Annotated in this window: 20 protein-coding genes; 9 read left to right on the forward strand and 11 right to left on the reverse strand. The window is 68.3% G+C overall.

Features of this window, described 5'->3' with window-relative positions; all coding sequences use genetic code 11:
* Positions 1–208: 208 nt before the first annotated feature.
* Positions 209–2317, forward strand: coding sequence for a catalase (locus HND92_RS14595; protein WP_103737405.1), 2109 nt, complete (start codon positions 209–211; stop codon positions 2315–2317).
* 89 nt (positions 2318–2406) lie between these two features.
* On the opposite strand, the gene HND92_RS14600 is transcribed toward HND92_RS14595, so the two are convergent.
* Positions 2407–3381 carry a Bug family tripartite tricarboxylate transporter substrate binding protein gene (locus HND92_RS14600; protein ID WP_172208062.1) on the reverse strand — a complete coding sequence of 325 codons (975 nt, stop codon included), beginning with the start codon at positions 3379–3381 and terminating at the stop codon, positions 2407–2409.
* Between the two features lie 133 nt (positions 3382–3514).
* A complete protein-coding gene (argH, locus tag HND92_RS14605) occupies positions 3515–4975 on the reverse strand; it encodes an argininosuccinate lyase (protein WP_172208064.1) in 1461 nt (486 codons plus the stop codon).
* 49 nt (positions 4976–5024) lie between these two features.
* Here argH and HND92_RS14610 point away from each other — a divergent pair, with 49 nt between their 5' ends.
* Together HND92_RS14610 and HND92_RS14615 are read left to right on the forward strand one after the other, a co-directional pair.
* Entirely contained in the window at positions 5025–6092 is a 1068-nt protein-coding gene (locus tag HND92_RS14610; RefSeq protein ID WP_172208066.1) for a sensor histidine kinase, read from the forward strand.
* Positions 6093–6138: 46 nt separating this feature from the next.
* Positions 6139–6891: a LytTR family DNA-binding domain-containing protein gene (locus HND92_RS14615; protein ID WP_015914004.1), complete on the forward strand. Its 753-nt coding sequence runs from the start codon at positions 6139–6141 to the stop codon at positions 6889–6891.
* 154 nt (positions 6892–7045) lie between these two features.
* On the opposite strand, the gene HND92_RS14620 is transcribed toward HND92_RS14615, so the two are convergent.
* The 3 genes from HND92_RS14620 to polA form a co-directional block, all read right to left on the reverse strand.
* Positions 7046–7876, reverse strand: coding sequence for a ZIP family metal transporter (locus HND92_RS14620; RefSeq protein ID WP_172208068.1), 831 nt, complete (start codon positions 7874–7876; stop codon positions 7046–7048).
* Between the two features lie 114 nt (positions 7877–7990).
* Positions 7991–8884: a dienelactone hydrolase family protein gene (locus tag HND92_RS14625; protein ID WP_011806435.1), complete on the reverse strand. Its 894-nt coding sequence runs from the start codon at positions 8882–8884 to the stop codon at positions 7991–7993.
* A 149-nt stretch (positions 8885–9033) separates the two neighbouring features.
* Complete coding sequence (polA, locus tag HND92_RS14630) at positions 9034–11802, reverse strand: DNA polymerase I (protein WP_047351589.1); 2769 nt, start codon at positions 11800–11802, stop codon at positions 9034–9036.
* Positions 11803–11944: 142 nt separating this feature from the next.
* Here polA and HND92_RS14635 point away from each other — a divergent pair, with 142 nt between their 5' ends.
* The 4 genes from HND92_RS14635 (at position 11945) to HND92_RS14650 (ending at position 14786) form a co-directional block, all read left to right on the forward strand.
* Positions 11945–12361, forward strand: coding sequence for a hypothetical protein (locus tag HND92_RS14635; RefSeq protein WP_172208070.1), 417 nt, complete (start codon positions 11945–11947; stop codon positions 12359–12361).
* Between the two features lie 36 nt (positions 12362–12397).
* Positions 12398–12766: a hypothetical protein gene (locus tag HND92_RS14640; protein ID WP_011806438.1), complete on the forward strand. Its 369-nt coding sequence runs from the start codon at positions 12398–12400 to the stop codon at positions 12764–12766.
* A 91-nt stretch (positions 12767–12857) separates the two neighbouring features.
* Positions 12858–13808 carry a homoserine kinase gene (locus tag HND92_RS14645; protein WP_172208072.1) on the forward strand — a complete coding sequence of 317 codons (951 nt, stop codon included), beginning with the start codon at positions 12858–12860 and terminating at the stop codon, positions 13806–13808.
* Between the two features lie 150 nt (positions 13809–13958).
* Complete coding sequence (locus tag HND92_RS14650) at positions 13959–14786, forward strand: BPSS1780 family membrane protein (RefSeq protein ID WP_103737397.1); 828 nt, start codon at positions 13959–13961, stop codon at positions 14784–14786.
* 266 nt (positions 14787–15052) lie between these two features.
* On the opposite strand, the gene HND92_RS14655 is transcribed toward HND92_RS14650, so the two are convergent.
* The 6 genes from HND92_RS14655 to HND92_RS14680 form a co-directional block, all read right to left on the reverse strand.
* Entirely contained in the window at positions 15053–17203 is a 2151-nt protein-coding gene (locus HND92_RS14655) for a PhoX family phosphatase (RefSeq protein WP_172208073.1), read from the reverse strand.
* 180 nt (positions 17204–17383) lie between these two features.
* Positions 17384–17911, reverse strand: coding sequence for an OmpA family protein (locus HND92_RS14660; protein WP_253940043.1), 528 nt, complete (start codon positions 17909–17911; stop codon positions 17384–17386).
* Between the two features lie 173 nt (positions 17912–18084).
* A complete protein-coding gene (locus HND92_RS14665; protein WP_253940044.1) occupies positions 18085–18687 on the reverse strand; it encodes a hypothetical protein in 603 nt (200 codons plus the stop codon).
* A 288-nt stretch (positions 18688–18975) separates the two neighbouring features.
* Positions 18976–21369 (reverse strand): UvrD-helicase domain-containing protein, encoded by a 2394-nt coding sequence (locus tag HND92_RS14670; RefSeq protein ID WP_172208076.1) that lies wholly within the window; start codon positions 21367–21369, stop codon positions 18976–18978.
* A gap of 34 nt (positions 21370–21403) precedes the next feature.
* Positions 21404–22924, reverse strand: coding sequence for a class I adenylate-forming enzyme family protein (locus tag HND92_RS14675; RefSeq protein ID WP_172208077.1), 1521 nt, complete (start codon positions 22922–22924; stop codon positions 21404–21406).
* Between the two features lie 39 nt (positions 22925–22963).
* Positions 22964–24598: an acyl-CoA dehydrogenase family protein gene (locus HND92_RS14680; RefSeq protein ID WP_172208078.1), complete on the reverse strand. Its 1635-nt coding sequence runs from the start codon at positions 24596–24598 to the stop codon at positions 22964–22966.
* Between the two features lie 150 nt (positions 24599–24748).
* Between HND92_RS14680 and HND92_RS14685 the strand changes: the two genes are divergently transcribed.
* Both HND92_RS14685 and HND92_RS14690 read left to right on the forward strand, forming a co-directional pair.
* Positions 24749–25423, forward strand: a complete 675-nt coding sequence (locus HND92_RS14685) for a TetR/AcrR family transcriptional regulator (protein ID WP_172208079.1) — start codon at positions 24749–24751, stop codon at positions 25421–25423.
* A 196-nt stretch (positions 25424–25619) separates the two neighbouring features.
* Entirely contained in the window at positions 25620–26597 is a 978-nt protein-coding gene (locus HND92_RS14690; RefSeq protein ID WP_172208080.1) for a GMP reductase, read from the forward strand.
* Positions 26598–26640: the final 43 nt, after the last annotated feature.

Below are 26640 nucleotides of genomic sequence, written 5' to 3' on the forward strand. Positions count from 1 at the left end.
TTTGGCCGAGCGTATCAAAGCGCTCCATGCGCCACGCGGCTGTTGCATGCGCTTACAGGCTGGGCAGCCCCGTCCCGCGCGGTGGCGCATGACGACGCGCGAAGGGGCGCAAGTCCTACCCAGGCGCCGCAAAACCGCGCGAAACATGGCGGCTCGCCGCAGCGCGGCACCGTGCAACACCCACCGCCATTTCGCCCAAGGAGCGTCCATGCCACGAACCCCCGCCACCAAGCAACCCCTACCCGCCCGCCAGGCCGCGGCCCATGCGGACAGCTACCGCGGCCATGCCGGAGAACTGCAGCAGCAGGCCGCCGGCCAGCACCCGGTGCTGACCACCCAGCAGGGCATTGCGGTGCCCGACAACCAGAACACCCTGCGCCCCTCGCCGCACGGGCCGGCGCTGCTGGAAGACTTCATCCTGCGCGAGAAGATCACCCACTTCGACCACGAGCGCATTCCCGAGCGCGTGGTGCACGCGCGCGGTTCCGCAGCGCACGGTTTCTTCGAGCTCACGCACTCCCTCGCGGACTACACCACTGCACGGGTACTGACCGAAGTCGGCACGCGCACGCCCGTGTTCACGCGCTTTTCCACGGTGGCCGGTGGCGCCGGATCGGTGGACACGCCGCGCGACGTGCGGGGCTTTGCCGTGAAGTTCTACACGCCCGAGGGCAACTGGGACCTGGTGGGCAACAACATCCCGGTGTTCTTCATCCAGGACGCGATGAAGTTCCCCGACCTCGTGCACGCCGTGAAGATGGAGCCCGACCGCGCCTTCCCGCAGGCCGCCAGCGCGCACGACACGTTCTGGGACTTCATCTCGCTCATGCCCGAATCCATGCACATGGTGATGTGGATCATGAGCGACCGCACCATTCCGCGCAGCCTGCGCATGATCGAGGGCTTTGGCGTGCACAGCTTCCGGCTGGTGAATGCCGCGGGTGAGAGCACCTTCGTCAAGTTCCACTGGCGGCCCAAGCTGGGCATTCAGTCCACCGTGTGGGACGAGGCGATGAAGCTGCAGGCGGCGGACAACGACTTCCACCGCCGCGACCTGTTCGAGGCCATCGAGGCGGGCGACTACCCCGAGTGGGAGCTGTCCGTGCAGCTGTTCACCGAGGAAGAGGCCGGCACGTTCCCCTTCGACCACCTGGACGCGACCAAGCTCATCCCCGAAGAGCTGGTGCCGCTGCGGCCCATCGGGCGCATGGTGCTCAACCGCTGGCCCGACAACTTCTTCGCCGAGACCGAGCAGGTCGCCTTCTGCCCGGCCAACCTGCCGCCGGGCATCGACTTCAGCAACGACCCGCTGCTGCAGGGGCGCCTGTTCAGCTACCTGGACACGCAACTGCTGCGCCTGGGCGGCCCCAACTTTGTGCAGATCCCCATCAACGCGCCCAAGTGCCCCTTCGCCCACAACCAGCGCGACGGCCACATGCAGATGCTCGTGCCGCAGGGCCGCGTGAACTACGAGCCCAGCAGCCTGCAGGCCGACTCGCCCCGCGCATCGCAGGCGGCAGGCTTTCGGCATGTGGCGCAGACCGACGAAGGCAGCGGCAAGGGGCGCATCCGCCCCGAGAGCTTTGCCGACCACTACAGCCAGGCGCGCATGTTCTACCGCAGCCAGAGCCCGCTGGAGCAGGCGCACCTGGCGTCGGCGCTGGTGTTCGAGCTGTCCAAGGTACAGACGCTGCACGTGCGCGAAGGCGTGGTGGGCCATCTGCTGCACATCGACCCGCAGCTGGCCCAGCGCGTGGCCGATGGCCTGGCGCTGCCGCAGCTGCCGCCCGCCCCCCCGCTGGCCGTGCCGGTGCAGGACCTGCCGCCCTCGCCCGCCCTGCGCATCATCGACCGCATGAAGCCCACGCTGCAGGGCCGCTGCGTGGGCATTCTGGTGGCCGACGGCTCCAACGGCACCACCGTGGCCAACCTGCGCAAGGCGCTGGAGAAGGCGGGCGCGCAGGTGAAGATCGTCGCGCCCAAGGTGGGTGGCGCGCTGCTCAAGGACGGCACGCAGTTGCCTGCCGACGGGCAGCTGGCAGGCACGCCCTCGGCGGTGTTCGACGCGGTGGCCTCGGTGCTGTCGCCGGAGATGGGCGCGCAGCTGGCGCGCGAGGCCGTGGCGGTGGACTGGTTCCGCGACGCCTTCGGCCACCTCAAGGCCATCGCTGCCTGCAAGGGCACGCAGGCCATCCTGCAGGCCGGCGGCATCGAACCCGACGCGGGCGTGGTGGACCCGGCCGACGCGCAGGGCTTCATCGCCGCCGCGCAGACGCGCCAGTGGGCGCGCGAGCCGCAGGTGCGCACGCTGGCGTGAACGCGGGCCTGCGCTGGCCTGCGGGGCAGCGGCCGGGGTGCGCCCCTACCGCGCCCCTACCGCGCCCCTACCGCGCGGCTACTGCACGCCTACTGCGCCGTGAAGCCGCTGTTGCGGATGATGCGTGCCCAGGCTGCGGTGTAGGCCTTCTGGCGCGCGGCCAGTTGCCCGGGCGCCATGTGGCCCACGGTGAGGCCCAGGGTGGTGAGCTGCTCATGCACCGCGGGCTGCGCCAGCACCTGCGCCAGTGCGGCGGAGAACTGCGCGATGAAAGCGCCGGGCGTGCCGGCCGGCGCGTAGATGCCGTAGTACGGCAGGTCCTCGAAGCCCTTGAGGCCCAGTTCGTCGAACGTGGGCACATCGGGCAGCGCGGCCTGGCGCTGCGTGCCCAGCACGCCCACCACGCGCAGCTTGCCGGCGCGGTGGTGCTCGATGAAGTCCTGCACCGATCCCACGCCCGCCGCGATCTGGTTGCCCAGCATGTCGCCGATCATGGGCGCGCTGCCGCGGTAGGGCGCGGCCACCAGGTCCAGCCGGTACTTGCGGCCCAGCAGCTTGACCAGAAACTCCGGCGTGGACGCCGGCGCCGGCACGCCCACCGCGCCCTGGCCGCCCCGCGCGGCCTGGAGCCACTGCACATACTCGTTGAACGAACGCGCGGGCGTGCCGCCCGAAACGGCAAACGCGTTCACGAAGGTGGCAAAGCCCGCCACCGGAACGAAGTCGCTCACCGGGTCGAAGCCGGGGTTCTTCACCACCAGCGGCAGGATGGAGAGGGTGTGGTCGTGCGTGAGGAACAGCGTGGTTCCGTCGGCCGGCGCGGCCTTGAGCACCTGCGCCGCGATCTGCCCGCCCGCGCCGGGGCGGTTGTCCACCACCACGGGGATGCCCAGCACGTCCTTGAGCTTGTCGGCCAGCAGGCGGGCGATGGCATCCGAGCCGCCTCCGGGCGGAAAGCCCACCAGGATGCGCACCGGCTTGGTGCCGTCGGCCCAGGCGGGCAACGCCGGCAGCACGCTGGCGGCAAGGGCGCGGGCCAGCAGGTGGCGGCGGTGCAGGTTCATGGTGGCTCTCCTGGGGCGGCAGGGCGATACAAATTCAGGAGCTGTTCGCGCTTGCCAGCAAAGCGTTTCAGCATCAAAACATACTGAAAACCGCTTACATCAAGCGCTGCAAGCTCCTATTTTTGACGGGCAATCAGGCCGACAGCCGCGCACGGTGGCGCGCCAGCTGCGTGCACACCTGCGCGGGCGCGGTGCCGCCCAGGGTGTTGCGCGCGTTCAGCGAGCCCTGCAGGCTCAGGGCATCGAACACGTCCTTCTCGATCGCCGGGTGAAAGCCCTGCAGCACGGCCAGCGGCAGCTCCGACAGGTCCACGCCGTGCGACACGGCGGCCTTCACCGCGTGGGCCACGGTCTCGTGCGCGTCGCGGAACGGCAGGCCCTTCTTGACGAGGTAGTCGGCCAGGTCGGTCGCCGTGGCGTAGCCCTTGAGCGCCGCGGCGCGCATGGCCTCGGCGTTCACGGTGATGCCGCCGTCCTTGCAGCCGGTGGCGGGGTTCATCTGGCCGCCGATCATCTCGGCGAAGATGCGCAGCGTGTCCTTCAGCGTGTCCACTGTGTCGAACAGCGGCTCCTTGTCTTCCTGGTTGTCCTTGTTGTAGGCCAGGGGCTGGCCCTTCATCAGCGTGATCAGACCCATCAGGTGGCCTACCACGCGGCCGGTCTTGCCGCGCGCCAGCTCCGGCACGTCGGGGTTCTTCTTCTGCGGCATGATCGACGAGCCGGTGGTGAAGCGGTCGGCGATCTTGATGAAGCCGAAGTTCTGGCTCATCCAGATGATGAGTTCTTCGGACAGGCGGCTCACGTGCACCATGCACAGGCTGGCGGCGGCCGTGAACTCGATGGCGAAGTCGCGGTCGCTCACGCCGTCCAGGCTGTTCTGGCACACGCCCTCCATGCCCAGCGTCTTGGCCACGCGCTCGCGGTCCAGCGGGTAGGTGGTGCCGGCCAGCGCGGCGGAGCCCAGCGGCAGCACGTTCACCCGGCGGCGCACGTCGCGCATGCGCTCGGCATCGCGTGCGAACATCTCCACGTAAGCCAGCAGGTGGTGCGCAAAGCTCACGGGCTGCGCCACCTGCAGGTGGGTGAAGCCGGGCAGGATCACCTCGACGTTCTGCTCGGCCACCTCGACCAGCGACAGCTGCAGCTCGCTCAGCAGGCCCTCGATCAGGTCGATCTCGCCGCGCAGCCACAGGCGCACGTCGGTGGCCACCTGGTCGTTGCGGCTGCGGCCGGTGTGCAGGCGCTTGCCGGCGTCGCCCACCAGCTGGGTCAGGCGCGCCTCGATGTTCAGGTGCACGTCCTCCAGGTCCAGCTTCCACTCGAACGCCCCGGACGCGATCTCCTGCGTGATCTGGGCCATGCCCTTCTGAATGTCGGCGTGGTCCTGCGCGCTGATGATGCCTTGCGCGGCCAACATCTCGGCATGGGCCAGGCTGCCCGCGATGTCGGCCTGCCACAGGCGCTTGTCGAAGAACACGCTCGACGTATAGCGCTTGACCAGATCGCTCATGGGCTCGGAGAACAAGGCCGACCAGGCCTGGGCCTTGGTGGCGAGCTGGTCGTGGGACGGTTGCGAGGCGGAAGAAGAGGACATGGGGGCAATAATCCGGGGGTTTCGACACCCGGAACGCCCGGATGCCGCAATGCAAGAGACGCAAATTTTATCGACCCGCCCCGCCGCCCTGCCCGAAGCCGCACCGCGCAGTGCGGTACGCGGCCGCGCGCTGGTGTTCGACGCCTGCCAGGTGGGCGTGGTGCTGCGCGCCGTGCTGTTCGTGGAACTGGTGCTGGGCGTGGGCGCCTTGTTCGCCGCGGGCAGCCTGGCCGAATGGCTGGCGCGCCTGGCGCTGCTCACGGGCGGCGCGCTGCCGGCCACCCTCGCCTGGCTGATCACGGCCTGCAGCCTCAAGACGGCGCTGCAGCGCCTGCAGGAGCCGCTGCAGTACGCCGCCGGCGTGCTGCTGGGCGCACTGGCCGGCCTGCTGGCCTGCGCCATGCTGGCCCTGGCCAGCGGCCCCGCGGGCGCCCCGCCGCCGTGGCTGGCCAGCGCCGCCAGCGGCGCGCTGCTGGCGGCGCTGCTGGTCACCGCGCTGAGAATGCGCGCACGCGCGCGCACGCCCGCCGCCACCACCGCGCGCCTGACCGAGCTGCAGGCGCGCATCCGCCCACACTTCCTGTTCAACACGCTCAACAGCGCCATTGCCCTGGTGCGCGACGAACCCGCCAAGGCCGAGGCGCTGCTGGAAGACCTGAGCGACCTGTTCCGCCACGCCCTGGTGGAGCAGGGCGAGTCCGCCACACTGGAGGAAGAGATCGTGCTGGCGCGCCGCTACCTGGACATCGAGCAGGTGCGCTTTGGCGAACGCATGCGCGTGCAATGGGTGCTGGATGCGCGCGCCAACGCCGCGCGCCTGCCGCCGCTCTTGCTGCAGCCGCTGGTGGAAAACGCGGTCAAGCACGGCGTGGAGCCCAGTGCGCGCGGGGGCAAGCTGCGCATCGCCACCGAACGGCGCGGCGGCCGCGTGGTGCTGACCATCACCAACACCCTGCCCACCGATCGCCCCACGGCCGAGGACGCGCCGCGCGGCCACGGCATCGCCCAGGCAAACGTGCGCGACCGCCTGCGCCTGCTGCACGACGTGGACTGCGACTTCAGCGCCGGCGTACAGGGCGGCCTGTACCAGGTGCGCATCTCGCTGCCCGCGCCCTGAATCCCCGGACCACGCGGCACGCCACATCCACTACAGTCGACGCCCCATGCACATCCTGATCGTGGACGACGAACTTCTGGCCCGCAGCCGCCTGCGCACGCTGCTGGCCGACTGCGACCCCCGCCACAGCGTGACGGAGGCCGCGCACGCCGCGGACGCACTGGCGCAGCTCGAGGCCAGCGGCGGCCGCGCGGTGGACGTGGTGCTGCTGGACATCCACATGCCCGGCCAGGACGGCCTGGGACTGGCGCACCACATCCAGCGCCTGCCGCACCCGCCGGCCATCGTGTTCGTGACCGCCCACGCGGACCATGCGCTGTCGGCCTTCGAACTGGATGCCGTGGACTACCTGACCAAGCCCGTGCGCCTGCAGCGCCTGCAGCAGGCACTGGCCAAGGCGCAGCGCGCCGCGGCCCCCAGCGCCGCTCCCACGCGCTCGCCGCTGCCGGCACCCAGCTGCGAGGTGCTGCTGATCCAGGAGCGCGGGCGCACCGAGCGCGTGCCGCTGGACGACGTGCTGTTCCTGCGCGCCGAGCAGAAATACGTGACGGTGCGCACCCTCACGCGCAGCTTCGTCATCGACAGCGCGCTGTCCGACCTGGAGGCGCGCCACGCGGGCCACTTTCTGCGCGTGCACCGCAGCACGCTGGTGGCCCGCCGCGCCATGCGCGCACTGGAGCGCTATTACGACGCCGAGGAGGGCGAAGGCTGGGCCGTGCGCCTGCACGGGCTCACCGAGCCCCTGCCGGTCTCGCGCCGCCAGGTGGCCGGGGTGCGCGAGGCGCTGGCCACGGGTTGATACGGCTGCGACGTTCACGGCGTTCCAGGCGCCCACACGCCCGCACCCTCTAAACGGCTGCACCCTCTGCGCGGCCGCCGGCCCTTGGACTGGCGCCGCGGTCCTCCCCGGGCAGGCAGGCGCGGCGCGCACACCGGCGAACGCGCTGCCGTGCTCAATGCGCGTGCGCCAGCCCGCTCACAAAGGTCACCACCGCGATGCCGGCCGCCAGCCAGGCGATCTGCGCCAGCGTCTGCGCGGCCGAGAGGCGTTTTTGCAGTTGCGGGATCAGGTCGGCCAGCGCCACGTACACGAAGCTGCTGGAGGCGATGGCCAGGAAATACGGCAGCCCGCCGTCCCACAGCCCCACCAGGTAGTAGCCCACCAGGCCGCCCAGCGCCGTCAGCGCGCCCGCCAGCGAGACCTTGAGCAGCGCCGCGTTGCGGTGGCGGATGCTGTGGCGCAGCACCACCAGGTCGCCAATGTGGTGCGGCACCTCGTGCGCCAGCACCGACAGCGCGGCCACCACGCCCAGCCGCATGTCCGCCATGAAGGCCGAGGCGATCAGCAAGCCGTCGCCAAAGCAGTGCACGCTGTCACCGGTCAGCAACGCCCAGCCGCCATGCCCGTGCTGGCCCGGGCCATGGTGGTGGTCGTGCGCGTGGTCAGGGTGGTGGTCGTGGTGGCCCTGGCCATGGATGTGCCGCTCGGACGGGCTGTGCTCATGGCCGTGGTGCCACAGCTCGGCCTTGTCCAGCAGGAAGAAGAACACCAGCCCCAGCAGCAGCGTGGCAAACAGGTCGTGCGCACTGGCCTGGCTCTCGAACGCCTCGGGCAGCAGATGCATGAAGGCGGTCGCCAGCAGCGCGCCCGCGGCCAGGCTCAGCAGATGCTGCGGCCCCACGCGCTGGCGCGTGCCCATGCCCAGGCGCAGCAGCGCCGCCGCCACCCACACACTGCCAATGCCCGCGGCCAACGTGGCCAGGATGATCGCTATCAATGTCATAGCTACTTGCGCTTTCTCTTATTGGCTCAGATGCCAATTTCATTCAAAACCAAACTCTCGCCGCGCCATCAAAAAAAGCCCCGAAGGGCTTGTGTGCGTGCTGGCTGCCGTGGCTCACGCCACGCCGTGCTGCTTGAACCAGGCCAGCGTGCGCTTCCAGCCGTCCTGCGCGGCTTCCTTGCGAAAGCTCGGGCGGTAGTCGGCATGGAAGGCATGCGGCGCGTCCGGGTAGACCACGAACCGCGAGGCTTTCGCTGCGGCAGACCCTTCTGACAGGGCGCTTTTCATCTTATCAATCGTGTCAAGAGGTATGCCGGCATCTTTTTCACCATACAGACCCAGCACGGGTGCCTTGAGGATGGGCGCCAGGTCCACGGGGTGCTTGGGATTCAGGGCGCTGGCCTGCCCCACCAGACGGCCATACCAGGCCACCCCGGCCTTCACCGGGCCATGCGCGGCGTAGAGCCAGGTGATGCGGCCGCCCCAGCAAAAGCCGGTGATGCCCACGCGCTGGAGGTCACCGCCATGGGCTCCGGCCCATTGCACGGCGCCATCCAGGTCGGCCATGACCTGGGCATCGGGCACCTTGGACACCAGCTCGCTCATGAGCTTGGCGACTTCACTGTAGGCGCGCGGGTCGCCCTGGCGCGCGAACAGGTCGGGGGCAACGGCAAGGTAGCCCTCGTGCGCCAAGCGGCGGCAAACGTCGGCAATGTACTCGTGCACGCCGAAGATCTCTGAAATCACCAGCACCACGGGCAGCCCCGTCTTGCCCTGCGGCGCCGCGCGGTAGGCCCGCACGTCAAAGCCGTTCACCGCAAAGTGCACCTCCCCCGCCGTGAGCCCGTCGGCCGGGGTGGAGACCGCTGTCTGCGCCATCACCGGCGCGGCCGCGGCGGCATAGCCGGCCCCCAGCATGACGCCCAGCGCGGTGCGGCGGCTGGCGCCCGCTGCCGTGCTACGGCCGGGGACGAGTGCATCGAAGTCGTTCTGGAGATCGCTGTGCATGACGGAGGCTCCTGGCAAGGGGTGGCAAGGGTTGGGGGACGGACGCCCCCCGGCGCTGGCCAGGAGGCATGGCGTGCCAATGTAGCGGCAATGGCCATTTTGCGCATGCGACCCGCCCGCGCCACCGGGCCAACGGGCTACAAGCGCTATCAGTGCGCCTTGTCCCAGTCGGGCCCCACGCCCACTTCGGCCAGCAGCGGTACCTGCAGCGCGGCCACGCCGGCCATCAGGCGCGGGATCTCACGGCGCAGCCAGTCCACCTCGCCCTCGGGCAGCTCGAACACCAGTTCGTCGTGCACCTGCATGATCATGAGCACCTCGGGCTTGCGCGCGTCCAGCTCGCCCTGCACGGCCACCATGGCCTTCTTGATGAGGTCGGCCGCCGTGCCCTGCATGGGCGCGTTGATGGCGGCGCGCTCGGCCGCGCCGCGGCGCGGGCCGTTGGGCGAGTTGATCTCCGGCAGGTACAGGCGCCGGCCGAACACGGTCTCCACGTAGCCGCGCGCCTTGGCCTGGGCCTTGGTCTCTTCCATGTACTGCTTCACGCCGGGGTAGCGCTGGAAGTAGCGGTCGATGTAGGCCGCCGCCGCCTTGGTCTCGATGCCCAGGTTCTTGGCCAGGCCGAAACTGCTCATGCCGTAGATCAGGCCGAAGTTGATGACCTTGGCGTAGCGGCGCTGCTCGCTGCTCACCTGGTCCAGCGCCACGCCGAACACCTCGGCCGCCGTGGCGCGGTGCACGTCCAGGCCCTCGCGGAAGGCGTGCAGCAGCGCCTCGTCGCCGCTGATGTGCGCCATGATGCGCAGCTCGATCTGGCTGTAGTCAGCACTGGCAATCACGCGGCCCGCGGGTGCCACGAAGGCCTCGCGCACGCGCCGGCCCTCCGGCGTGCGGATGGGGATGTTCTGCAGGTTGGGCTCGTTGCTGGACAGCCGCCCGGTGACGGCCACGGCCTGCGCATAGTGGGTGTGGACACGGCCGGTGCGCGGGTCCGCCAGCGTGCTGAGTTTGTCGGTGTAGGTGCCCTTGAGCTTGCACAGGCTGCGGTGTTCCAGCAGCTTGGCGGGCAGCGGGTAGTCCTCGGCCAGCTTCTCCAGCACCTCTTCGTCGGTGCTGCGCGCGCCGGTGGCGGTCTTCTTCACCACGGGCATGCCCAGCTTGTCGAAGAAGATTTCACCCAATTGCTTGGGCGAGCCCAGGTTGAAGGGCTGGCCGGCGATGGCGTACGCCTCCTGCTCCAGCTGCAGGATGCGCTGGCCCAGCGCGTGGCTCTGGGCGGCCAGCTTGCCCGCGTCGATCAGCACGCCGTTGCGCTCGATGCGAAACAAGGTCTCGCTGCAGGCCATCTCCAGCTCGTAGATGCCGCGCAGCTTGTCGTCGGCCTGCAGCTGGGGCCATAGCACGCGGTGCACATCCAGCGTCTGGTCGGAGTCCTCGCACGAGTAGGCCGCAGCCTTGTCCACCGGGACCTGGGCAAACGGGATCTGCTTGGCCCCCTTGCCGCACAGGTCTTCGTAGCTGATGCCGGTGCGGCCCGTGTGGCGCTCGGCCAGGCTGGCCAGGCCATGGGGCTTGTGCACTTCCAGCACGTAGCTTTGCAGCATGGTGTCGTGCGCATAGCCGCGCACCTGGATGCCATGGTTGGCGAACACATGCCGGTCGTACTTCACGTGCTGGCCCAGCTTGGGGCAGGCCGGGTCTTCCAGCCAGGGGCGCAGGCGCTCCAGCACCTCGGCCAACGGCAGCTGCGGCGGCGCGTCAGGGCCGTTGTGCGCCAGCGGGATGTAAGCGGCGGCTCCGGGCTCAACGCTGAAGGACACGCCCACGATCTCGGCGCGCAACTCGTCCAGCGACGTGGTCTCGGTGTCCAGCGCCGCCAGCGGCGCGGCCTTCAGGCGCGCGAGCCAGCCGTCGAGCTGCTCCCAGGTGAGGATGGTGTCGTAGGTCACCTCGCGCTGCTGCGCCTGCACGGCGACGGCGCTGGCGTCGGGCGTGGCGAAGAGGTCTCCGCTGGCGCCAGCATCCGGCACCACCGCGGACGGCAGCGCGCGTGCCAGGCTCTTGAAACCGTACTTTTGATAAAAATCGCGCAACGCGTCCGCCTGCTCAGCGCCAACAGCTATCGCATCGATAGCAGGCAGACCATCGAGGTGGCCCGCCAGGTCGCAGTCGGTCTTGATGGTGACCAGCGTGCGCGCGGTGGGCAGCCAGTCCAGCGCCCCGCGCAGGTTCTCGCCGGCCACGCCCTTGATGGCGCCCGCGTTGGCCAGCAGCGCATCCAGCGAACCGTATTCCGTGAGCCATTTGGCGGCGGTCTTGGGGCCGACCTTGGGCACGCCGGGCACGTTGTCCACGGCATCGCCCACCAGGGCCTGGTAGTCCACCATGAGCGTCGGGGGCACGCCGAACTCGGCGGTCACGCCGGCTACGTCCCGCTTCTTGCCGTTCATGGTGTCGATGATGGTGATGTTTTCGTTCACCAGCTGGCTCAGGTCCTTGTCGCCGCTGGAGATCACCACCTGCATGCCCTGGCCGGCCGCGGTAGCAGCCAGCGTGCCGATCACGTCGTCGGCCTCCACGCCGGGGATACACAGCACCGGCCAGCCCAGCAGCCGCACCACCTCGTGGATGGGCTCGATCTGCGCACGCAGGTCATCGGGCATGGGCGCGCGGTGCTGCTTGTACTCGGGGTACAGCGCATCGCGAAAAGTGGGGCCGCTGGCATCGAAAACGCAGGCGGCGTAGTCGGCAGGGACCTCTTTCTTGAGCGCCTGCAGCATGTTGATCATGCCGCGGATGGCCCCCGTGGGGGCGCTGGCGGGATCGCCCGGCACGGCGCGCAGGTCGGGCATGGCATGGAATGCGCGGTACAGGTAGCTGGAGCCATCCACCAGCACCAGGGTCTTGGGGCGTGTCATCGGCGAATTCTCCCACGCTCATCGGCCGTGGCCGCCATCGCAATCAGCACCCCGCACGCGGGCAGGTGCAGTGGAAAGCGGCACAATCCGTCGCCATGGCCCGGCGGTGCGCCGCGCCCTCCCCTCTCCCCAAGGCTGCCCCATGAAACACCACCTGCTCGCCCTCCTCGCCTGCGCCACCACCACCCTGGCGTGGGCCAACCCGGACTTCAAGAACGTGCCGCCTTCGATGCAGAAGTCGCTGCACGGCATCAGTGCCGCACAGTTTGACGGCGGCGTGCTGCGCGCGCAGATGAACAAGCCCGAGGTCACCGAGCTGGTGTACAACACCTTCGTCTTCCACAACATCTGCGCGCAGCAGTGGCACGACCCAGCGCAGTTCGCGCGCCTGGGCCTCACGCGCGTGGAGCTGTTCAACGCCGCCGGCACGCAGGGCTTTGCCTTCGATGCGCGCGGCGACGTATGCGAGGAGATGGGCAAGCTCGGCAAGAACTTCCGCACCTTCATCGGCAAGTACACGCAGGCCTGCAGCGCCAGCACCTGCCCGCCGCAGCGCTGAGCGCGCACGCCGGCGCACGGCGCCTACAATCGCGCCATGCGCGCTCTCCACTCCACCTTCCTGCTGCTGGCCCTGGCCAGTGCTCCCGCCCTGGCTCAGAATGCAAGCCAAAATGCCATTCAGCCCAGTACGGACGGGCGCGGCCAGCTATTGGAAAGAGAGCAGCAGGCTGAAGGGCGCCACAACCAGCGCGTAGAGCACATCGTGGTGGAGGACGCCGGCAGCCGCGTGCAAGAGTTGCGCGTGGGCGGGCAGACGCAGAGCATCACCGTGCAACCCAAGACCGGCACTCCGCTGCCCGCGTACGAAGTGCGCTCCAACGACGGAGCCCGCGCACGCCCCGGCAACTTCAACGAGTCGGACACCGTGACCGCACCGCGCGTGTGGAACTTGCGCAATTTCTGACCGCTGCCAACGCGGCATTCCTGGGCGGCCCGCATCGCCCGCTCCTTCCCCCGCTTTTTTCAGCACGCCGCGTGCACTGACGTACTGACCGATGGCCGTTTTCACCGAAGTCTCCACCAAAGAGGCGCGCGAATTGCTGCGCCGGCTGCAGCTGGGCAAGCTGCTTGAGCTGCGCGGCATCGAGGGCGGCATCGAGAACACCAACTACTTCGTCACCTGCGAGCAGGGCGAGTACGTACTCACGCTGTTCGAGCGCCTCACCGCAGAGCAGCTGCCGTTCTACCTGCACCTGATGAAGCATCTGGCGCACGCGGGCATCCCCGTGCCGGACCCGCAGGCCGACAAGCATGGCGAGATCCTGCACCAGGTGTGCGGCAAGCCCGCTGCGCTGGCCACCAAGCTGCGCGGCAAGAGCCAGCTCAGCCCCCAGGAAGCGCACTGCGCGGCCGTGGGCACCATGCTGGCGCGCATGCACCTGGCCGCAAGCGGCTATGAACGCCAGCAGCCCAACCTGCGCGGCCTGCCGTGGTGGAACGAGACCGTGCCGGTGGTACTGCCGCACATCGGCGCCGAGCCGGCGGCGCTGCTGCAGTCCGAACTGGCCTACCAGAACCATGTGGCGGCCTCCAGCGCCTACGCGGCGCTGCCGCGCGGCCCCATCCATGCCGATCTGTTCCGCGACAACGTGATGTTCGAAGGCGAGGAACTCACGGGCCTCTTCGACTTCTATTTCGCGGGCGTGGACCCCTTCCTCTTCGACCTGGCCGTGTGCCTGAACGACTGGTGCATCGACCTGCCCACCGGCGCGCACGCCGCACCGCGCGCCCAGGCCATGATCGACGCCTACCAGGCCGTGCGCCCGCTCACCGCGCATGAACGCGCCCTGCTGCCCGCCATGCTGCGCGCCGGGGCGCTGCGCTTCTGGATCTCGCGCCTGTGGGACTTCTACCTGCCGCGCGAGGCCGCCATGCTCAAGCCCCACGACCCCACACACTTTGAGCGCGTGCTGCGCCAGCGAGCGGCCCACCCGGTGACTCTGTAGCCACCATGGTGCGCCGCGCGCCGCGCAACAGCCACTCCACACATAACCGTTGGTTTCATCCACCGCTGCGGCCTGTGCAGCGGCAACTGGGGTAAATTCCCCCATGCGCCCGCACCGCTGCCGCGGCGCTCCACCTTCGATTTCCAATCCATGAAACTGCACATCGTCCCCGCGCGCGCGGGCCTGGAATGGGTACGCCTGGGCATTCGCGTGTTCTGGCGCCAGCCCATGGCGCTGGCCGCGCTGTTTTTCATGACCATGGCGGCGATGTCGCTGGCCACCATGCTGCCCCTGATCGGCCCCGCCGTGGCGCTGGGCCTGCTGCCCTCGGCCACGCTGGCCATGATGGTGGCCGCGGCCGAGGCCAGCCAGGACCGCGTGCCCACGCCCGCACTGCTGCTGGTGGCGTTTCGCACCGGCAAGCAGCGGCTGAACCACATGCTGACCCTGGGCGCGCTCTACGCCGTGGGCTTCCTCGGCCTGATGGGGCTGTCGGCCCTGGTGGACGGCGGGCAGTTCGCACGCGTGTACCTGGGCGGCGAGCCGCTGACGCGCGAGATGGCCGAGTCGGGCAGCTTCCAGGCGGCCATGTGGCTGTCGCTGCTGCTGTACGTGCCGCTGTCGCTGCTGTTCTGGCACGCGCCCGGCCTGGTGCACTGGCACAACGTGCCGCCCGTGAAGGCGCTGTTTTTCAGCATCGTCGCCTGCCTGCGCAACTTCGGGGCCTTCACGGTGTATGGGCTGTCGTGGATGGGCGTGTTCCTCGGCGCAGGCGTGGTCATCAGCCTGCTGGTCACGATGCTGAGCGCCATCGGCCTGGGCGCCGGCATGGCCGGCGGCATCATGGTGGCGACGGCGATGATGCTGGCCGCCATGTTCTTCTCGTCGGTGGTGTTCACGTTCCGCGACAGCTTCGACGCGCCCCACCACGACCACGGCGACTCGTCCGCTGCGGCGTCACCCGAGCAGGATTCATAAAGCTGCGCCAGCGGAGTCGTCGGGGCGCTCCGCCCGGTCCCGTGCTTCCAGATATTCCGACGGAGCGGGCCGAGTCCCCGCGCGCTTCGGCGTACCCGGGCGTGCCCCGAGCCAAACAGTGCGCTTGGGGTGGCTGCTCCTCAGCGAACAAGGTTCCACCCGCGCCCTCGCCCTGAACAGGCAAGAAAAAACCCGCCAGAGGCGGGTTGGAAGTACCGCGGAGCCGTCCTGCGCGCAAGGCGAGAGACGGCTCCCGTGCAAGCCGGTTAGATACCGATCGTGCCGCCGTCCTTGCGCGTCACCACCACGGTGGCCGAGCGCGGACGCTTGAGGCCCTTGTGGCTGCTGGTGATCCCAGGCTGGTTGCCGGGCCAGTAGCTGGTGAAGGTGCTGGTGGCGAAGTTGGCCTTCTCAGCATCCTCGCCCGGGTGCTGCACGTTGAAGAACAGCGTCTTGCCGTCGGGCGTGACCACCACACCCGTGATCTCGCAGTCGAACGGGCCGACCAGGAAGCGGCGCACCGTGGCCTCGGTGGGCTTGGAGCCCATGATCGTGGCCTGGCCCTCCTTGGTGGTGACCTTGCCGCCGTCACCGACCTTGCCGGGAATGGCGGCCAGCATCATGCAGTTGGTCACATCGGTGTAGGAACCGTCGTCGGTCTGGATCCACAGCAGGCCGCCGGCATTGGCGCTGCGCTGGTCGAAATGCAGGCCGTCGGGGCTGGAGAAATCGTTCACGGCCGTCAGGCCCGACAGGTTCTCGCTCTGCTTGTTGTCGCTGCGCGCGCCGAACAGGTACACGTCCCACTGGAACTTGGTACCCGCCTGGCCGCCCTCTTCCTTCCAGCGGATGATGTGGCCATTGGTGTTGCCCACGCGCGGGTTGGCGGCGTTCAGCGTGGCGGCCGTGCGCTGCGAGTTGTTGGTCATGGTCATGTACACCTCGTTGTTCAACGGGTTCACGCCACCCCACTCGGGACGGTCCATCTTGGTCGCGCCGCGGGCATCGGCCGCCAGGCGGCAGTGCATGACCACGTCGGCCTGGTCGGCGAACGGGTACAGCGCGTTGGTGGCGTCGATGCCGTTCTTGCCGAACGTCAGTTCCAGCCACTCGCCGCTGCCATCGTTGTTGAACTTGGCGGCGTACAGCGTGCCCTTGTCCAGGTACTTGGCACCGGCGGCCACGCCGCCGTTGATGTCCTTGGGGTCCCACTTGGCATCGGACACGAACTTGAACACGTACTCGTTGCGCGCATCGTCGCCAGAGTAGATGACGATCGGCTCGCCGGCCTTGGCGGGTGCCGGCCATGCCCCTTCATGGTTGAAGCGGCCCAGCGCCGTGCGCTTGACGGGCTTGCTGTCGGGGCGAAAGGGGTCGATCTCCACCACCCAGCCGAAGGTGTTGAAGATGTTGCGATAGTCCTCCGCGGCGCTGGCGGCGCTCACCTTGCTGTTCCAGCGCTGGTACTGCTCGCCCTCGGCGGTGTCCCACAGGTAAGGGCTCTTGCGGTTCTCGGGCAAGCCATAGCGCTTCAGGGCCACGATTTCGGTGGCGGAGCGTTGGGCGTCGTCGCCGGCGGCACGGCCGATGACGTTCAGGAAGTTCTCCTCGCACGTCAGGTAGGTGCCCCAGGGCGTATAGCCGTTGGCGCAGTTGTTGTTCATCCCGAAGGCCTGCTTGCCGTCCGGCGAGAGCTTGTTGAACAGCTTGGCGTTGCCGGCGGCGGGGCCGCCAAAGTCCATCTGCGTGGCCGAGGTGATGCGGCGGTTGTATTTGGAGCCGCGCACCATCTCCATCTCGTTGCTGCCGCTCTTGCGCTTGACTTCCACCACGCTGGCACCGTGGGCGCGGATTTCCTTGTCCACCTGCTCGGCCGGGCGCTTGCCGTCCACCGTGATGCGCCCCGTGGGATGCAGACCATAAGGCGCAACCACATACTCATGGTTCACGCACAACAGGCCGCGGTCGGAGCGGCTGGGGTCGAACTTGCCGTCGTCGGACATGCCGAAGTAGTACATGCCGTCGTGGCCGTCGCCGATGCGGCGGTCATAGGACTCGGCCGTCTCGGAGCCATCGTCCTTCCAGGACTCGTCGCCATAGTGGATCGGGTCGCCCAGGGCGTGCAGGATGCTGACCTGGTAACCCTCGGGTACCGTTACCAGGTCGGCGTTGCTCTTGGCGACGGCATTGAAGTTGAGGCGGATCGGCTCGGGTGCGGGAGTTTCGTCATCGTCGCTGCCGCCGCCGCAGGCGCTCAGGCTCACGCCGCCCAGCAGAGCCGCAGTGGTGGCGCCGACACCGCCCTTGAGGGCGCTGCGACGGCTCAGGCGCGCGGCCAGGACGCTGTCGATGTGCTGGTTGGACGAATGGTTGACGATTTCATTGTCGTCGTACTCGGAAACGATCGTGGTGTTCATGGGTCGTTGGACTCGGTAGTGGCAATCAAGGTCCCGCGATCCTGGAGTACGTCTGTTGCGCCCGCATGACGTGTACATGACATCTTCAAGACATTGCTTCGCACGCCGGGCCTTCCGTGCACACGCGAGGACACACGGACCCACAGCGCCTGAGCCACGCGCGGGCCCGGGTCCCATCCCCTACCGCACCGGCAATGCCCCGATCACGATCTGCACGCGCCGGTTGCGCTGGCGCCCATCAGGATCGTCCCGCCCATCCGGCGTGGTATTGGGCGCGACAGGCTGGCGTTTGCCCATGCCGCGCGTGGCGATCGGCCGCCCCGTGCGCGACTGCAGCGCGGCGGCAACGGCGGCGGCGCGGCGCTGCGACAAGGCGTCGTTGTAGGCATCGCCCCCCTTGCCGTCTGTGTGTCCCACCACGTCGATGGGCGCTTGGGGGTAGCTCTTGAGCAGCTCGGCCGCCTTGTCAAGCGAGCGCGCGGCATCGGCCCGCAACTCGGCCTTGTCAAAGTCAAACAACACATCGGCAGGCAGGTCGATGGAGATGGCCTGCTCGGGCGTGGGCTGGGCCTGCAGTTCCACCAGCAGCGCGCGGGTCTGCTCCAGCCGCTGCGGCGGCACCTCGGCCGCGCGCAGCAGCGTGGCCGGCCCTGCCGCCGCCTGCAGCCGGGTTTCGGTCTCGCGCGGCACCAGGCCGCCGTGCGTCACGTGCGGCTGCAATTGGGTCAGCGGGGCAGCGTCCGCTGGTTGCAAATGGGTGGGCGTCGCCGCTAGCGACTGGCTGCTGCGCCGCACTTCCAATGGTTGCGCTGCTGAGGCCACAGCGGCGCAGCACGCGGCCCACAGGGCAGCCTGCCAGGCTGGCGAACACCGCACCGCCATCAGCCCGCCTGCAGCGGCAGGTCCATGGACAGCCCCGGCGCCACGATGTTGTCGCCATCGTTGCCGTCATTGAAGACCAGCTTGAGCGTGCGCGCGGTGGGCAGCACGCGGCCCAGGAAAACCAGTTGCCCATCCAGGGTCTGGCCTTCGCGGATGGTGATGTCCCGGTTGTGGTCCGGCCGCTTGACGTGCAGGCGCGCGCCGCTTTCGTCCTGCAGGTAGGTATCGGCCAGCGCCAGCATGGTGGAATCGGTGATGCGGTTGGCAAAGGAGATGCTCACATCCAGCACCGTGGCGTCCCCCCCGATCTGCACACTCTTGACGCGTACCGTCACCCCCGCCGGTGCCACGCCTTGCACGCCCAGCGGCAAGGTGCGTGGCGCGGCCGGAGCAGCACCAGGGGGAGCCGCAACCACCGCTGTTGCGGCAGGCGCCGCCGTGGTTGTTGCCGCCGACGCCGCAGCCATGGCGAGGGGTGGAGCCGTGGCCGGAGTCGGGGTGGAGGCCTGCACCGCCGCCGTGCCCGCCGGATCCTTGCAGCCCGCGAGCCACACCGCCGCCATGGCCACCGCCATCCAACCCAGGGTTCCTCTGTGTTCCATCCCCATCTCTACTCCTTGCGTGGTGCTTGACAGTGAACGCGCATCACAGGGGCGCTGGCGGCGTTCATTCCCAAGGAGCAATTTATTCGCGGCAATGCGTGCCAGCGGGGTTTCCTGTAATCAAAAGTTATCCCGAAAAATCGATGAGGGACATGCGCTGGCCCCATACGTCTCAAGCCCCACGCGGCATTCCCTGGGCGTGAAGCCCGCGCTGCCTCCCGATGTCGGGGAAATTTCAAGTTACTTTTGAATAAGCAAGACAGAAGGCCGCGGTCTCTGGGCGAGCACTTATTCGACGATGGTGAGCTTGGCCACCGACAGCGCCAGCCACTTGGTGCCGTGGCGCGGAAAGTGCACCTGCGCCCGCGCGTCGGCGTCCGCGCCCTCGATGGCCAGCACCTTGCCCTCGCCGAACTTGGTGTGGAACACCGCCAGCCCCACGCGCAGGCCATGGCCCGGCGCCGCCTTGACCGGGGGTACGGGGGGACTGGCGAATACTTCGGTCTTGAAGCCAAATTGGCCTCTAGCGCCCGACTGGTAAGCGCGATCAGCTCCTGAATCAGGAGCAAAAGATCCAAACCCTGCCTGGCGCGGTGTGATCCATTTGAGCGCCACCTCGGGTAGCTCATCAAAAAAGCGGCTCTTGACGTTGTAGCGCGTCTGCCCGTGCAGCATGCGCGTCTGCGAATGGCTCAGGTACAGACGCTTGCGCGCGCGGGTGATGGCCACGTACATCAGGCGGCGTTCTTCCTCCAGGCCGTCGCGGTCGCTCATGGAGTTCTCATGCGGGAACAGCCCTTCCTCCATGCCGCCGATGAACACGCAGTCGAACTCCAACCCCTTGCTGGCATGCACGGTCATGAGCTGCACCGCATCCTGCCCCGCCTGGGCCTGGTTGTCACCCGCCTCCAATGCGGCGTGGGTCAGGAAGGCCGCCAGCGGCGACAGCGTTTCGCCGGTGTCGGCATCCACGTTGCCAGGGATATCCAGCATCGGCGCATCGGGGTCCAGCCCCTGGCTGGCCGGGCTTTGCGTGAGGGCGTTGCCGTGCTCGTCCAGCGGCAGCGCGACCGCATCGCGGCCAAAGCCCTCCTGGGTGACGAAGCTCTCGGCCGCGTTGATGAGCTCGTCCAGGTTCTCCAGCCGGTCCGCGCCTTCCTTTTCGTGGCGGTAATGCTCCAGCAGGCCGCTGGATTCGAGCACCTGGCCGATGATGCCGCGCAGGTTCTGGCCCTGCGTCTGCTCGCGCAGCACTTGAACCAGGGCCACGAAGGCCCCCAGGTTGGTGCCGGCCTTGCCAGGCACCGCACTCACCGCGTCGTGCAGCGAGCAGCCACTGCTGCGCGCCGCATCCTGCAGCACCTCCAGCGTGCGCGCACCAATGCCGCGCGGCGGGAAGTTCACCACGCGCAGAAAGCTGGTGTCGTCGTGCGGGTTCTCCAGCAGGCGCAGGTAGGCCAGCGCGTGCTTGATCTCGGCGCGCTCGAAAAAGCGCAGCCCGCCGTACACGCGGTAGGGCACGCTGGCGTTGAACAGGGCCGATTCGATCACCCGGCTCTGCGCATTGCTGCGGTAGAGCACAGCGATCTCCTTGCGCGGCATCTCGCCGTCCCGCACGAGCTGCTTGATCTCATCGACCATCCACTGCGCCTCGGCCAGATCGCTGTTGGCCTCGTAGATGCGCACGGGCTCGCCCGGGCCCTGCGTGGTGCGCAGGTTTTTTCCCAAGCGCCGGCTGTTGTGGCTGATCAGCGCGTTGGCCGAATCCAGGATGTTGCTGTAGCTGCGGTAGTTCTGCTCCAGCTTGATCTGGTGCTGCACGTCGAACTCGCGCACGAAGTCCTGCATGTTGCCCACGCGTGCACCGCGAAAGGCGTAGATGCTCTGGTCGTCGTCACCCACGGCCAGCACGCTGCCCTGGGTCACCAGCCGCCCATCGACCACGTCGCCAGCGAGCTGCTTGAGCCACAGGTATTGCAGGCGGTTGGTGTCCTGGAATTCATCGACCAGGATGTGCGCGAAGCGCCGCTGGTAGTGCGCGCGGACCGGGTCGTTGTCGCGCAGCAGCTCGTACGAGCGCAGCAGCAGCTCGGCGAAATCGACCACGCCCTCGCGCTGGCACTGCGCCTCGTAGAGCTGGTAAAGCTCCACGCGCTTTTTCGTCTCTTCATTGGGCGCAGGCACGCCCGCCGGGCGCAGCCCCTCTTCCTTGCAACCGTTGATGAACCACGCGACCTGCTTGGGCGGGTGACGCTCCTCGTCAACGTTGTACGCCTTGAGCAGGCGCTTGATGGCCGAAAGCTGGTCCTGCGCATCCAGGATCTGGAAAGTCTGCGGCAGATCCACTAGTTTGTGGTGCGCGCGCAGCATGCGGTTGCACAAACCGTGGAAGGTGCCGATCCACATGCCGCGCACGCTGATCGGCAGCATCGCGGCGAGGCGCGTGAGCATCTCCTTCGCGGCCTTGTTGGTGAAGGTGACGGCCAGAATTCCGCCGGGCGACGCCTGCCCGGTCTGCAGCAGCCAAGCGATGCGCGTGGTGAGCACGCGCGTCTTGCCCGAACCTGCGCCGGCAAGAATCAGCGCATGGCCCGCGGGCAGCGTGACGGCAGCGAGCTGCTCGGGGTTGAGGTGGGCGAGCAAGGGTGCGGCAACAGCCGGCACGGACGAATCAGGAAACATCCAGGCATTGTAAAAATGCCCGGATGCTCCCGTGTCAGATGGACGCTACGTGACGCAACAAGTGCTTCTGGACCTTGCCGCTGGGCGTGCAGGGCAGTTCGGCGCGAAACTCGTAAATGCGCGGAATCTTGTAGCGCGCCAGACGCGGCTCCAGGAACTGCTTGAGTTCATCTTCCCGCAACGCCACACCCGGCTTGGGTACGACGATAGCCGTCACCGTCTCGCCCCAGTCCGGATGCGGACGGCCAATGATGGCCACTTGCGCCACATCGGGATGCCCCGAGAGCGCGTCTTCCACTTCTCTGGAGTAGACGTTCTCGCCGCCGGTCACGATCATGTCGCGCATGCGATCGACGATGAACATGTAGCCCTCTTCGTCGATGCGCGCCAGATCGCCGCTGCGATACCAGCCGTCCTCGGTGAACGCCGCCGTGCTGGCCTGCGGATCGTCCAGATAGCCCTCCATCATCGACGCGCTGCGCAGGTGGATCTCGCCCACTTCCCCCGCCGCGCACGGGCGCCCATCGGGGCGGCGCAGTTGCAGCAGTACGCCGGGATTGCCACAGCGGCCGATGGAGCCCGCCTTGCGCTCGGCCTCCTCGGGATAGAGCACCGCGCCCAGGGGCCCCGATTCGGTCATGCCATAGACCTGCATCAGGCGGCTGGTACGGTAACCCGCCATCAGGCGCCGGGTGTTGTCGGCGCTCAGCGGCCCGCCGCCGCAGGCCCACATGCGCATCGCGCCGAAGTCATATTCACCTATGCCAGCCACCACCTGCAGCGGCGCGAGCAAGGCGATCGGCGCGCCGAAGGTGAAGGTGATGCGCTCGCGCACCAGCGCATCGGCAAACGCCTGCGGCGTGTATTCGCGCAGCAGGACATTGGCGGCGCCAATCAGCAGCGCGCCCAGGAACCAGTTGTTGAGCGGCGACGAATGCCAGATGGGCATGGCCGTGAGCACCCGGTCCGATGGCGTGAGCGAGACCGATGCCGCCGCGCACACCGCGGTCTGGAACAGATTGGCGTGGTTGTGCAGACAGCCCTTGGGCCGGCCCGTGGTGCCCGAGGTGTAGAGGACTTCAGCCAGGACATCGCCCGCCGGCGCGGGGTGCTCGGCCCCATACGGCTCGGCCTGAGCCATCAGCGCATCAAGCGACGCCCAGCCCTCGGCATCACCCGCCGTCGCGAGCCAACGCACCCCGGTCTGCACACGCCGCGCCACGGGCACAAGGGCGGCGTCGACCACGGCCACGCGCGCGCCGCTGTGTTGCAGCACGTACTGCACCTCCGGCGCCTGCAGCTTGTGGTTCACCGGTACCACGGCCGCGCCCAGGCGCCACGCACCGAAGAGAGCAAACACGAACCCCGGCGTGTTCAGCGTGAAGATGGCGATGCGATCGCCCGCCACCACGCCCGCGTCGGCCAGCACGCGTGCCGCGCGGCGCGTCTGCTCGGCCAGTTGCGTGTAAGTCCAGTCACGCCCGTCGGCGCGCAAGGCCAGCTCATGGCCTCGCGTGCGTGCGTGCTGGTCCAGCACCGAAACGAAATCGATCATCTTGATGGGTCTCCTCACATGAAAATCTCTTTCGGGCACTCACTCGACCCAGGCTTCACGCAACAGCGCCGCCGGATCGCTGGTGCCGCAGTTGGCGCCCAGCACCATGCCCCAATCGCCGCCGAAGCGGCTGGCAACGAAGGCCGCGGCGGCCTGCGCGCTCGCATGGCGCAGCATGAGGGCGGCCTGCGCCACCAGCACCAGCTCCTGCGCGAACCAGCGCGCACGCCGCGCCAGTTGCTCGGGGTCGCGCAAGGCAGTCTGCAGGGCATCGAGGCGCGCCGCCACGCGCGGCTCGGCGCCCAGCTGCGCGCGCAGATCCTGCAGCAACTGCACCGCCGCCTGCGGCTCGCGCGAGACGGCGCGCAGCACATCCAGGCACATCACGTTGCCCGAGCCTTCCCAGATCGAATTGACCGGCGCCTGCCTGAAGAGCCGCCCCATGGGGCCGGTTTCCACGTAGCCATTGCCGCCAAAGACTTCCATCGCCTCGCCCGTGAAGGCCACCGAGCGCTTGCAGTTCCAGAACTTGGCCGCCGGGGTGAGAATGCGCCGCCACGTCATGTCGGCGGCTTCGTCGCTGCCATGGCGCTGGGCCAGATCCATCGCCAGCAGCAGCGCGGCCTGCGCCTCCAGCGCCATGTCGGCCAGCAGGACGGTCATGGCCGGCTGGTCCGCCAGCGCCTTGCCGAACGCAAAGCGGTGGCGCGCATGGTGCAGCGCCTGCACCAGCGCCTGGCGCATCAGGCCCGCACCCGCGAACGCGCAGTCGAGGCGCGTCTGGCTGGCCATCTCCACCGTCGTGGCGATGCCGCGCCCGAGCTCGCCCACGCGCACGCCCCAGGCGTCATGAAATTCCACCTCGCCGCTGCCGTTGGAGCGGTCGCCCACCTTGTCCTTCAGGCGCAGGATGTGCACGCCGTTCTTCGTGCCATCCGGGCGCCAGCGCGGAACGAAAAAGCACGTCAGGCCGCCCTCGAGTGCGTTGGCCAGCACCAGATGCCCGTCGCACATGGGCGCCGAGAAGAACCATTTGTGGCCGTTGATCCGGTACTCGTCGCCCCAGGCGCCGCTGCCGGCGGCCACGGCCGTGGTGGTGTTGGTGCGCAGGTCGCTGCCGCCCTGCTTTTCGGTCATGCCCATGCCGATGGTGAGCGCGGGTTTGTCGGTGAACACCACGTCGCGCGCGTCGTATTCGTTGCAAGCGAGCTTGGATTCGAGCTGCGCCCAGAGCGGAGCGTTCTTTCTCAGCAGGGGAATGCTCGCCTTGGTCATCGTGCTCGGGCAGGTGGAGCCGGCCTCGACCTGGCAGTGCATGTAGATCGACGCGCCATACGCCACCCAGGCCGAGGGGCGCGCATCGAACATCGGCAGGTTGCAGATGCCGTTGCGCCGGGCCATCGCCATCATGCGGTGCCACGCCGGATGAAAGCGCACCTCGTCGATGCGCGCGCCCATCGGTGAATAGATGTGCAGCTCGGGCAGGTGCGTATTGGCCTCCTCTCCTGCGCGCAAGGTGTCGGCCGCGCCATACTCGGCGCCTTGGCGCTCGAGTTCCGGCGTGCGCCAGGGTGCGCCGCCGCGCTGCACCGCGGCCTGCAGCAGCGGGTCGCTGGTGTAGAGGTTGTAGTCTTTGAGTTCCGGCACCTGATTGTCCGGGTGGATTCCCAACATGCGCTTCTCCTGTGATGCCAGCCGGGCCCAGCCTGGATGGCGGTTTTGTTCAGACTCCAGCCGGTCTGCGGGAGCCCCCTGCAAACCCGCCGGCAACTTGGAAAAATTCTAGGCGGCACAACCCCGAAACATGTTCGGATTCGACGGCCCATGAAACCCTCCAGAACCTCCTCTTCCCCGGCCGCGCGCAAACGCGCGCCAGCCGCCGCGCAGGGCACGCGCCGCAGGCCGCGGCAGGAGCGCGCGCGCCATACCGCGCGTGCCCTGCGCGAGGCCTTTGTTCAGGTTCTGGTGGAGCGGCGCAGCTACGCCGCCGTCACGGTGCGCGAGGTCTCGCTCGTCGCGGGCACGGCCATCGGCAGCTTCTACGACTACTACAGCAGCATGGACGATCTGGCCCGCGTGAGCCTGCACCTGCGCAGCAAGGCGCTGCTGGCGGCGCTGCGCGGCGCGGGCGCCGAGCACGAAGGCGCGCCGCTGGCCACCAAGGTGCAGGCCATCGTGCGGGCCGTGCTCGCGCGCCACCAGCGCACTCCCCGGGAGTGGGCCGCGCACTACCTGCTGGAGCGCCACTTCTCCAGCCTGCAGGCCTATCTCGCGATGTATGAGCGCTTCGTGCAGGCCTGGGCGCACGCGATCGAGACCGCAAGCGACTGGCCCAAGGGAGCCAGCCCGGCCACTGCCGCCCTGGGCGCGCAAACCCTCCTCTACGGCCTGGTGGCCCACGCCTGCATGGCCGCGCCTGAAGGCCCGGACATGCAGGCGCTGGAGCGCACCGCCACCCGCGCCATCATCGCCTGCGTGCACGCAGCGCAGGACGAGTGAGCACCACAACCCGGGCAAAAGACCTACAATCGCGCACCGGGCCCAAGTTTCTTGACGCCCGGTTTTTTGTGCCCGCGCACAGCGGGGTTCGATGAGGCCGCAGCCACCGGTCCATCCGCGAAACCGGTCTTCAGGCCAAGCGCCCCACGCGGCTGAAATCAGTCGGCCGCGCCTACCCACAGGAGCTTGGAACCTCATGGAAATCTTCGACTACGACAACATCCTGCTGCTGCCGCGCAAGTGCCGCGTGCAAAGCCGCTCGGAATGCGACACGGGCATCGAGCTGGGCGGGCGGCGCTTTCGCCTGCCCGTGGTGCCGGCGAACATGAAAACCGTGGTGGACGAGACCATCTGTATCTGGCTCGCGCAGCACGATTATTTTTACGTGATGCACCGCTTCGACCTGGACAACGTGCAGTTCGTGCGCGACATGCGCGCGGCCGGATGCTTCGCGTCGATCTCGCTGGGCGTCAAGCGGGCGGATCGCGACACGGTCGATCAGCTCAAGGCCGAAGGCCTGGCGCCCGAGTACGTCACCATCGATATCGCCCACGGCCACGCCGACAGCGTGCGCGACATGATCGGCTACCTCAAGGAACACTTGCCGCAGACCTTCGTGATCGCGGGCAACGTCGGCACGCCCGAGGCCGTGATCGACCTTGAGAACTGGGGCGCGGACGCCACCAAGGTCGGCATCGGCCCGGGCAAGGTCTGCATCACCAAGCTCAAGACCGGTTTCGGCACAGGCGGCTGGCAGCTTTCGGCGCTCAAATGGTGCGCGCGCGTGGCCACCAAGCCCATCATCGCCGACGGCGGCATCCGAAGCCACGGCGACATCGCCAAGAGCGTGCGTTTTGGCGCGACCATGGTCATGGTGGGCTCGCTCTTCGCCGGGCACGAAGAGTCTCCCGGCAAGACGGTGGAAGTGGACGGCGAACTCTACAAGGAGTACTACGGCTCGGCATCCGACTTCAACAAGGGCGAGTACAAGCACGTCGAGGGCAAGCGCATCCTGGAGCCCATCAAGGGCAAGCTGGCGGACACCCTGACCGAGATGGAACAGGACATCCAGAGCTCCATCAGCTATTCGGGCGGCAAAAAGCTCATGGACATCCGCAAGGTGAATTACGTGATCCTGGGCGGCGACAACGCTGGCGAGCACCTGTTGATGTAAATTTTTCGGCCGATGTCGCAGCGAGGCGAAAAAAATGGTGCAT

It is taken from the genome of Diaphorobacter sp. JS3050 (assembly GCF_013154915.1).
Lineage (GTDB): Bacteria > Pseudomonadota > Gammaproteobacteria > Burkholderiales > Burkholderiaceae_C > Diaphorobacter > Diaphorobacter nitroreducens.

Bases quoted from the DNA above. Each gene is read 5' to 3' on its own strand.
- HND92_RS14600 (WP_172208062.1), bottom strand. From the start codon at position 3,381: ATGAACCTGCACCGCCGCCACCTGCTGGCCCGCGCCCTTGCCGCCAGC.
- HND92_RS14685 (WP_172208079.1), top strand. From the start codon at position 24,749: ATGAAACCCTCCAGAACCTCCTCTTCCCCGGCCGCGCGCAAACGCGCG.
- HND92_RS14625 (WP_011806435.1), bottom strand. From the start codon at position 8,884: ATGCACAGCGATCTCCAGAACGACTTCGATGCACTCGTCCCCGGCCGT.
- HND92_RS14610 (WP_172208066.1), top strand. From the start codon at position 5,025: ATGCAAGAGACGCAAATTTTATCGACCCGCCCCGCCGCCCTGCCCGAA.
- HND92_RS14640 (WP_011806438.1), top strand. From the start codon at position 12,398: ATGCGCGCTCTCCACTCCACCTTCCTGCTGCTGGCCCTGGCCAGTGCT.
- HND92_RS14620 (WP_172208068.1), bottom strand. From the start codon at position 7,876: ATGACATTGATAGCGATCATCCTGGCCACGTTGGCCGCGGGCATTGGC.
- HND92_RS14680 (WP_172208078.1), bottom strand. From the start codon at position 24,598: ATGTTGGGAATCCACCCGGACAATCAGGTGCCGGAACTCAAAGACTAC.
- HND92_RS14615 (WP_015914004.1), top strand. From the start codon at position 6,139: ATGCACATCCTGATCGTGGACGACGAACTTCTGGCCCGCAGCCGCCTG.
- HND92_RS14635 (WP_172208070.1), top strand. From the start codon at position 11,945: ATGAAACACCACCTGCTCGCCCTCCTCGCCTGCGCCACCACCACCCTG.
- HND92_RS14675 (WP_172208077.1), bottom strand. From the start codon at position 22,924: ATGATCGATTTCGTTTCGGTGCTGGACCAGCACGCACGCACGCGAGGC.
- argH (WP_172208064.1), bottom strand. From the start codon at position 4,975: ATGTCCTCTTCTTCCGCCTCGCAACCGTCCCACGACCAGCTCGCCACC.
- HND92_RS14655 (WP_172208073.1), bottom strand. From the start codon at position 17,203: ATGAACACCACGATCGTTTCCGAGTACGACGACAATGAAATCGTCAAC.
- HND92_RS14670 (WP_172208076.1), bottom strand. From the start codon at position 21,369: ATGTTTCCTGATTCGTCCGTGCCGGCTGTTGCCGCACCCTTGCTCGCC.
- HND92_RS14690 (WP_172208080.1), top strand. From the start codon at position 25,620: ATGGAAATCTTCGACTACGACAACATCCTGCTGCTGCCGCGCAAGTGC.
- HND92_RS14665 (WP_253940044.1), bottom strand. From the start codon at position 18,687: ATGGAACACAGAGGAACCCTGGGTTGGATGGCGGTGGCCATGGCGGCG.
- HND92_RS14595 (WP_103737405.1), top strand. From the start codon at position 209: ATGCCACGAACCCCCGCCACCAAGCAACCCCTACCCGCCCGCCAGGCC.
- polA (WP_047351589.1), bottom strand. From the start codon at position 11,802: ATGACACGCCCCAAGACCCTGGTGCTGGTGGATGGCTCCAGCTACCTG.
- HND92_RS14650 (WP_103737397.1), top strand. From the start codon at position 13,959: ATGAAACTGCACATCGTCCCCGCGCGCGCGGGCCTGGAATGGGTACGC.
- HND92_RS14645 (WP_172208072.1), top strand. From the start codon at position 12,858: ATGGCCGTTTTCACCGAAGTCTCCACCAAAGAGGCGCGCGAATTGCTG.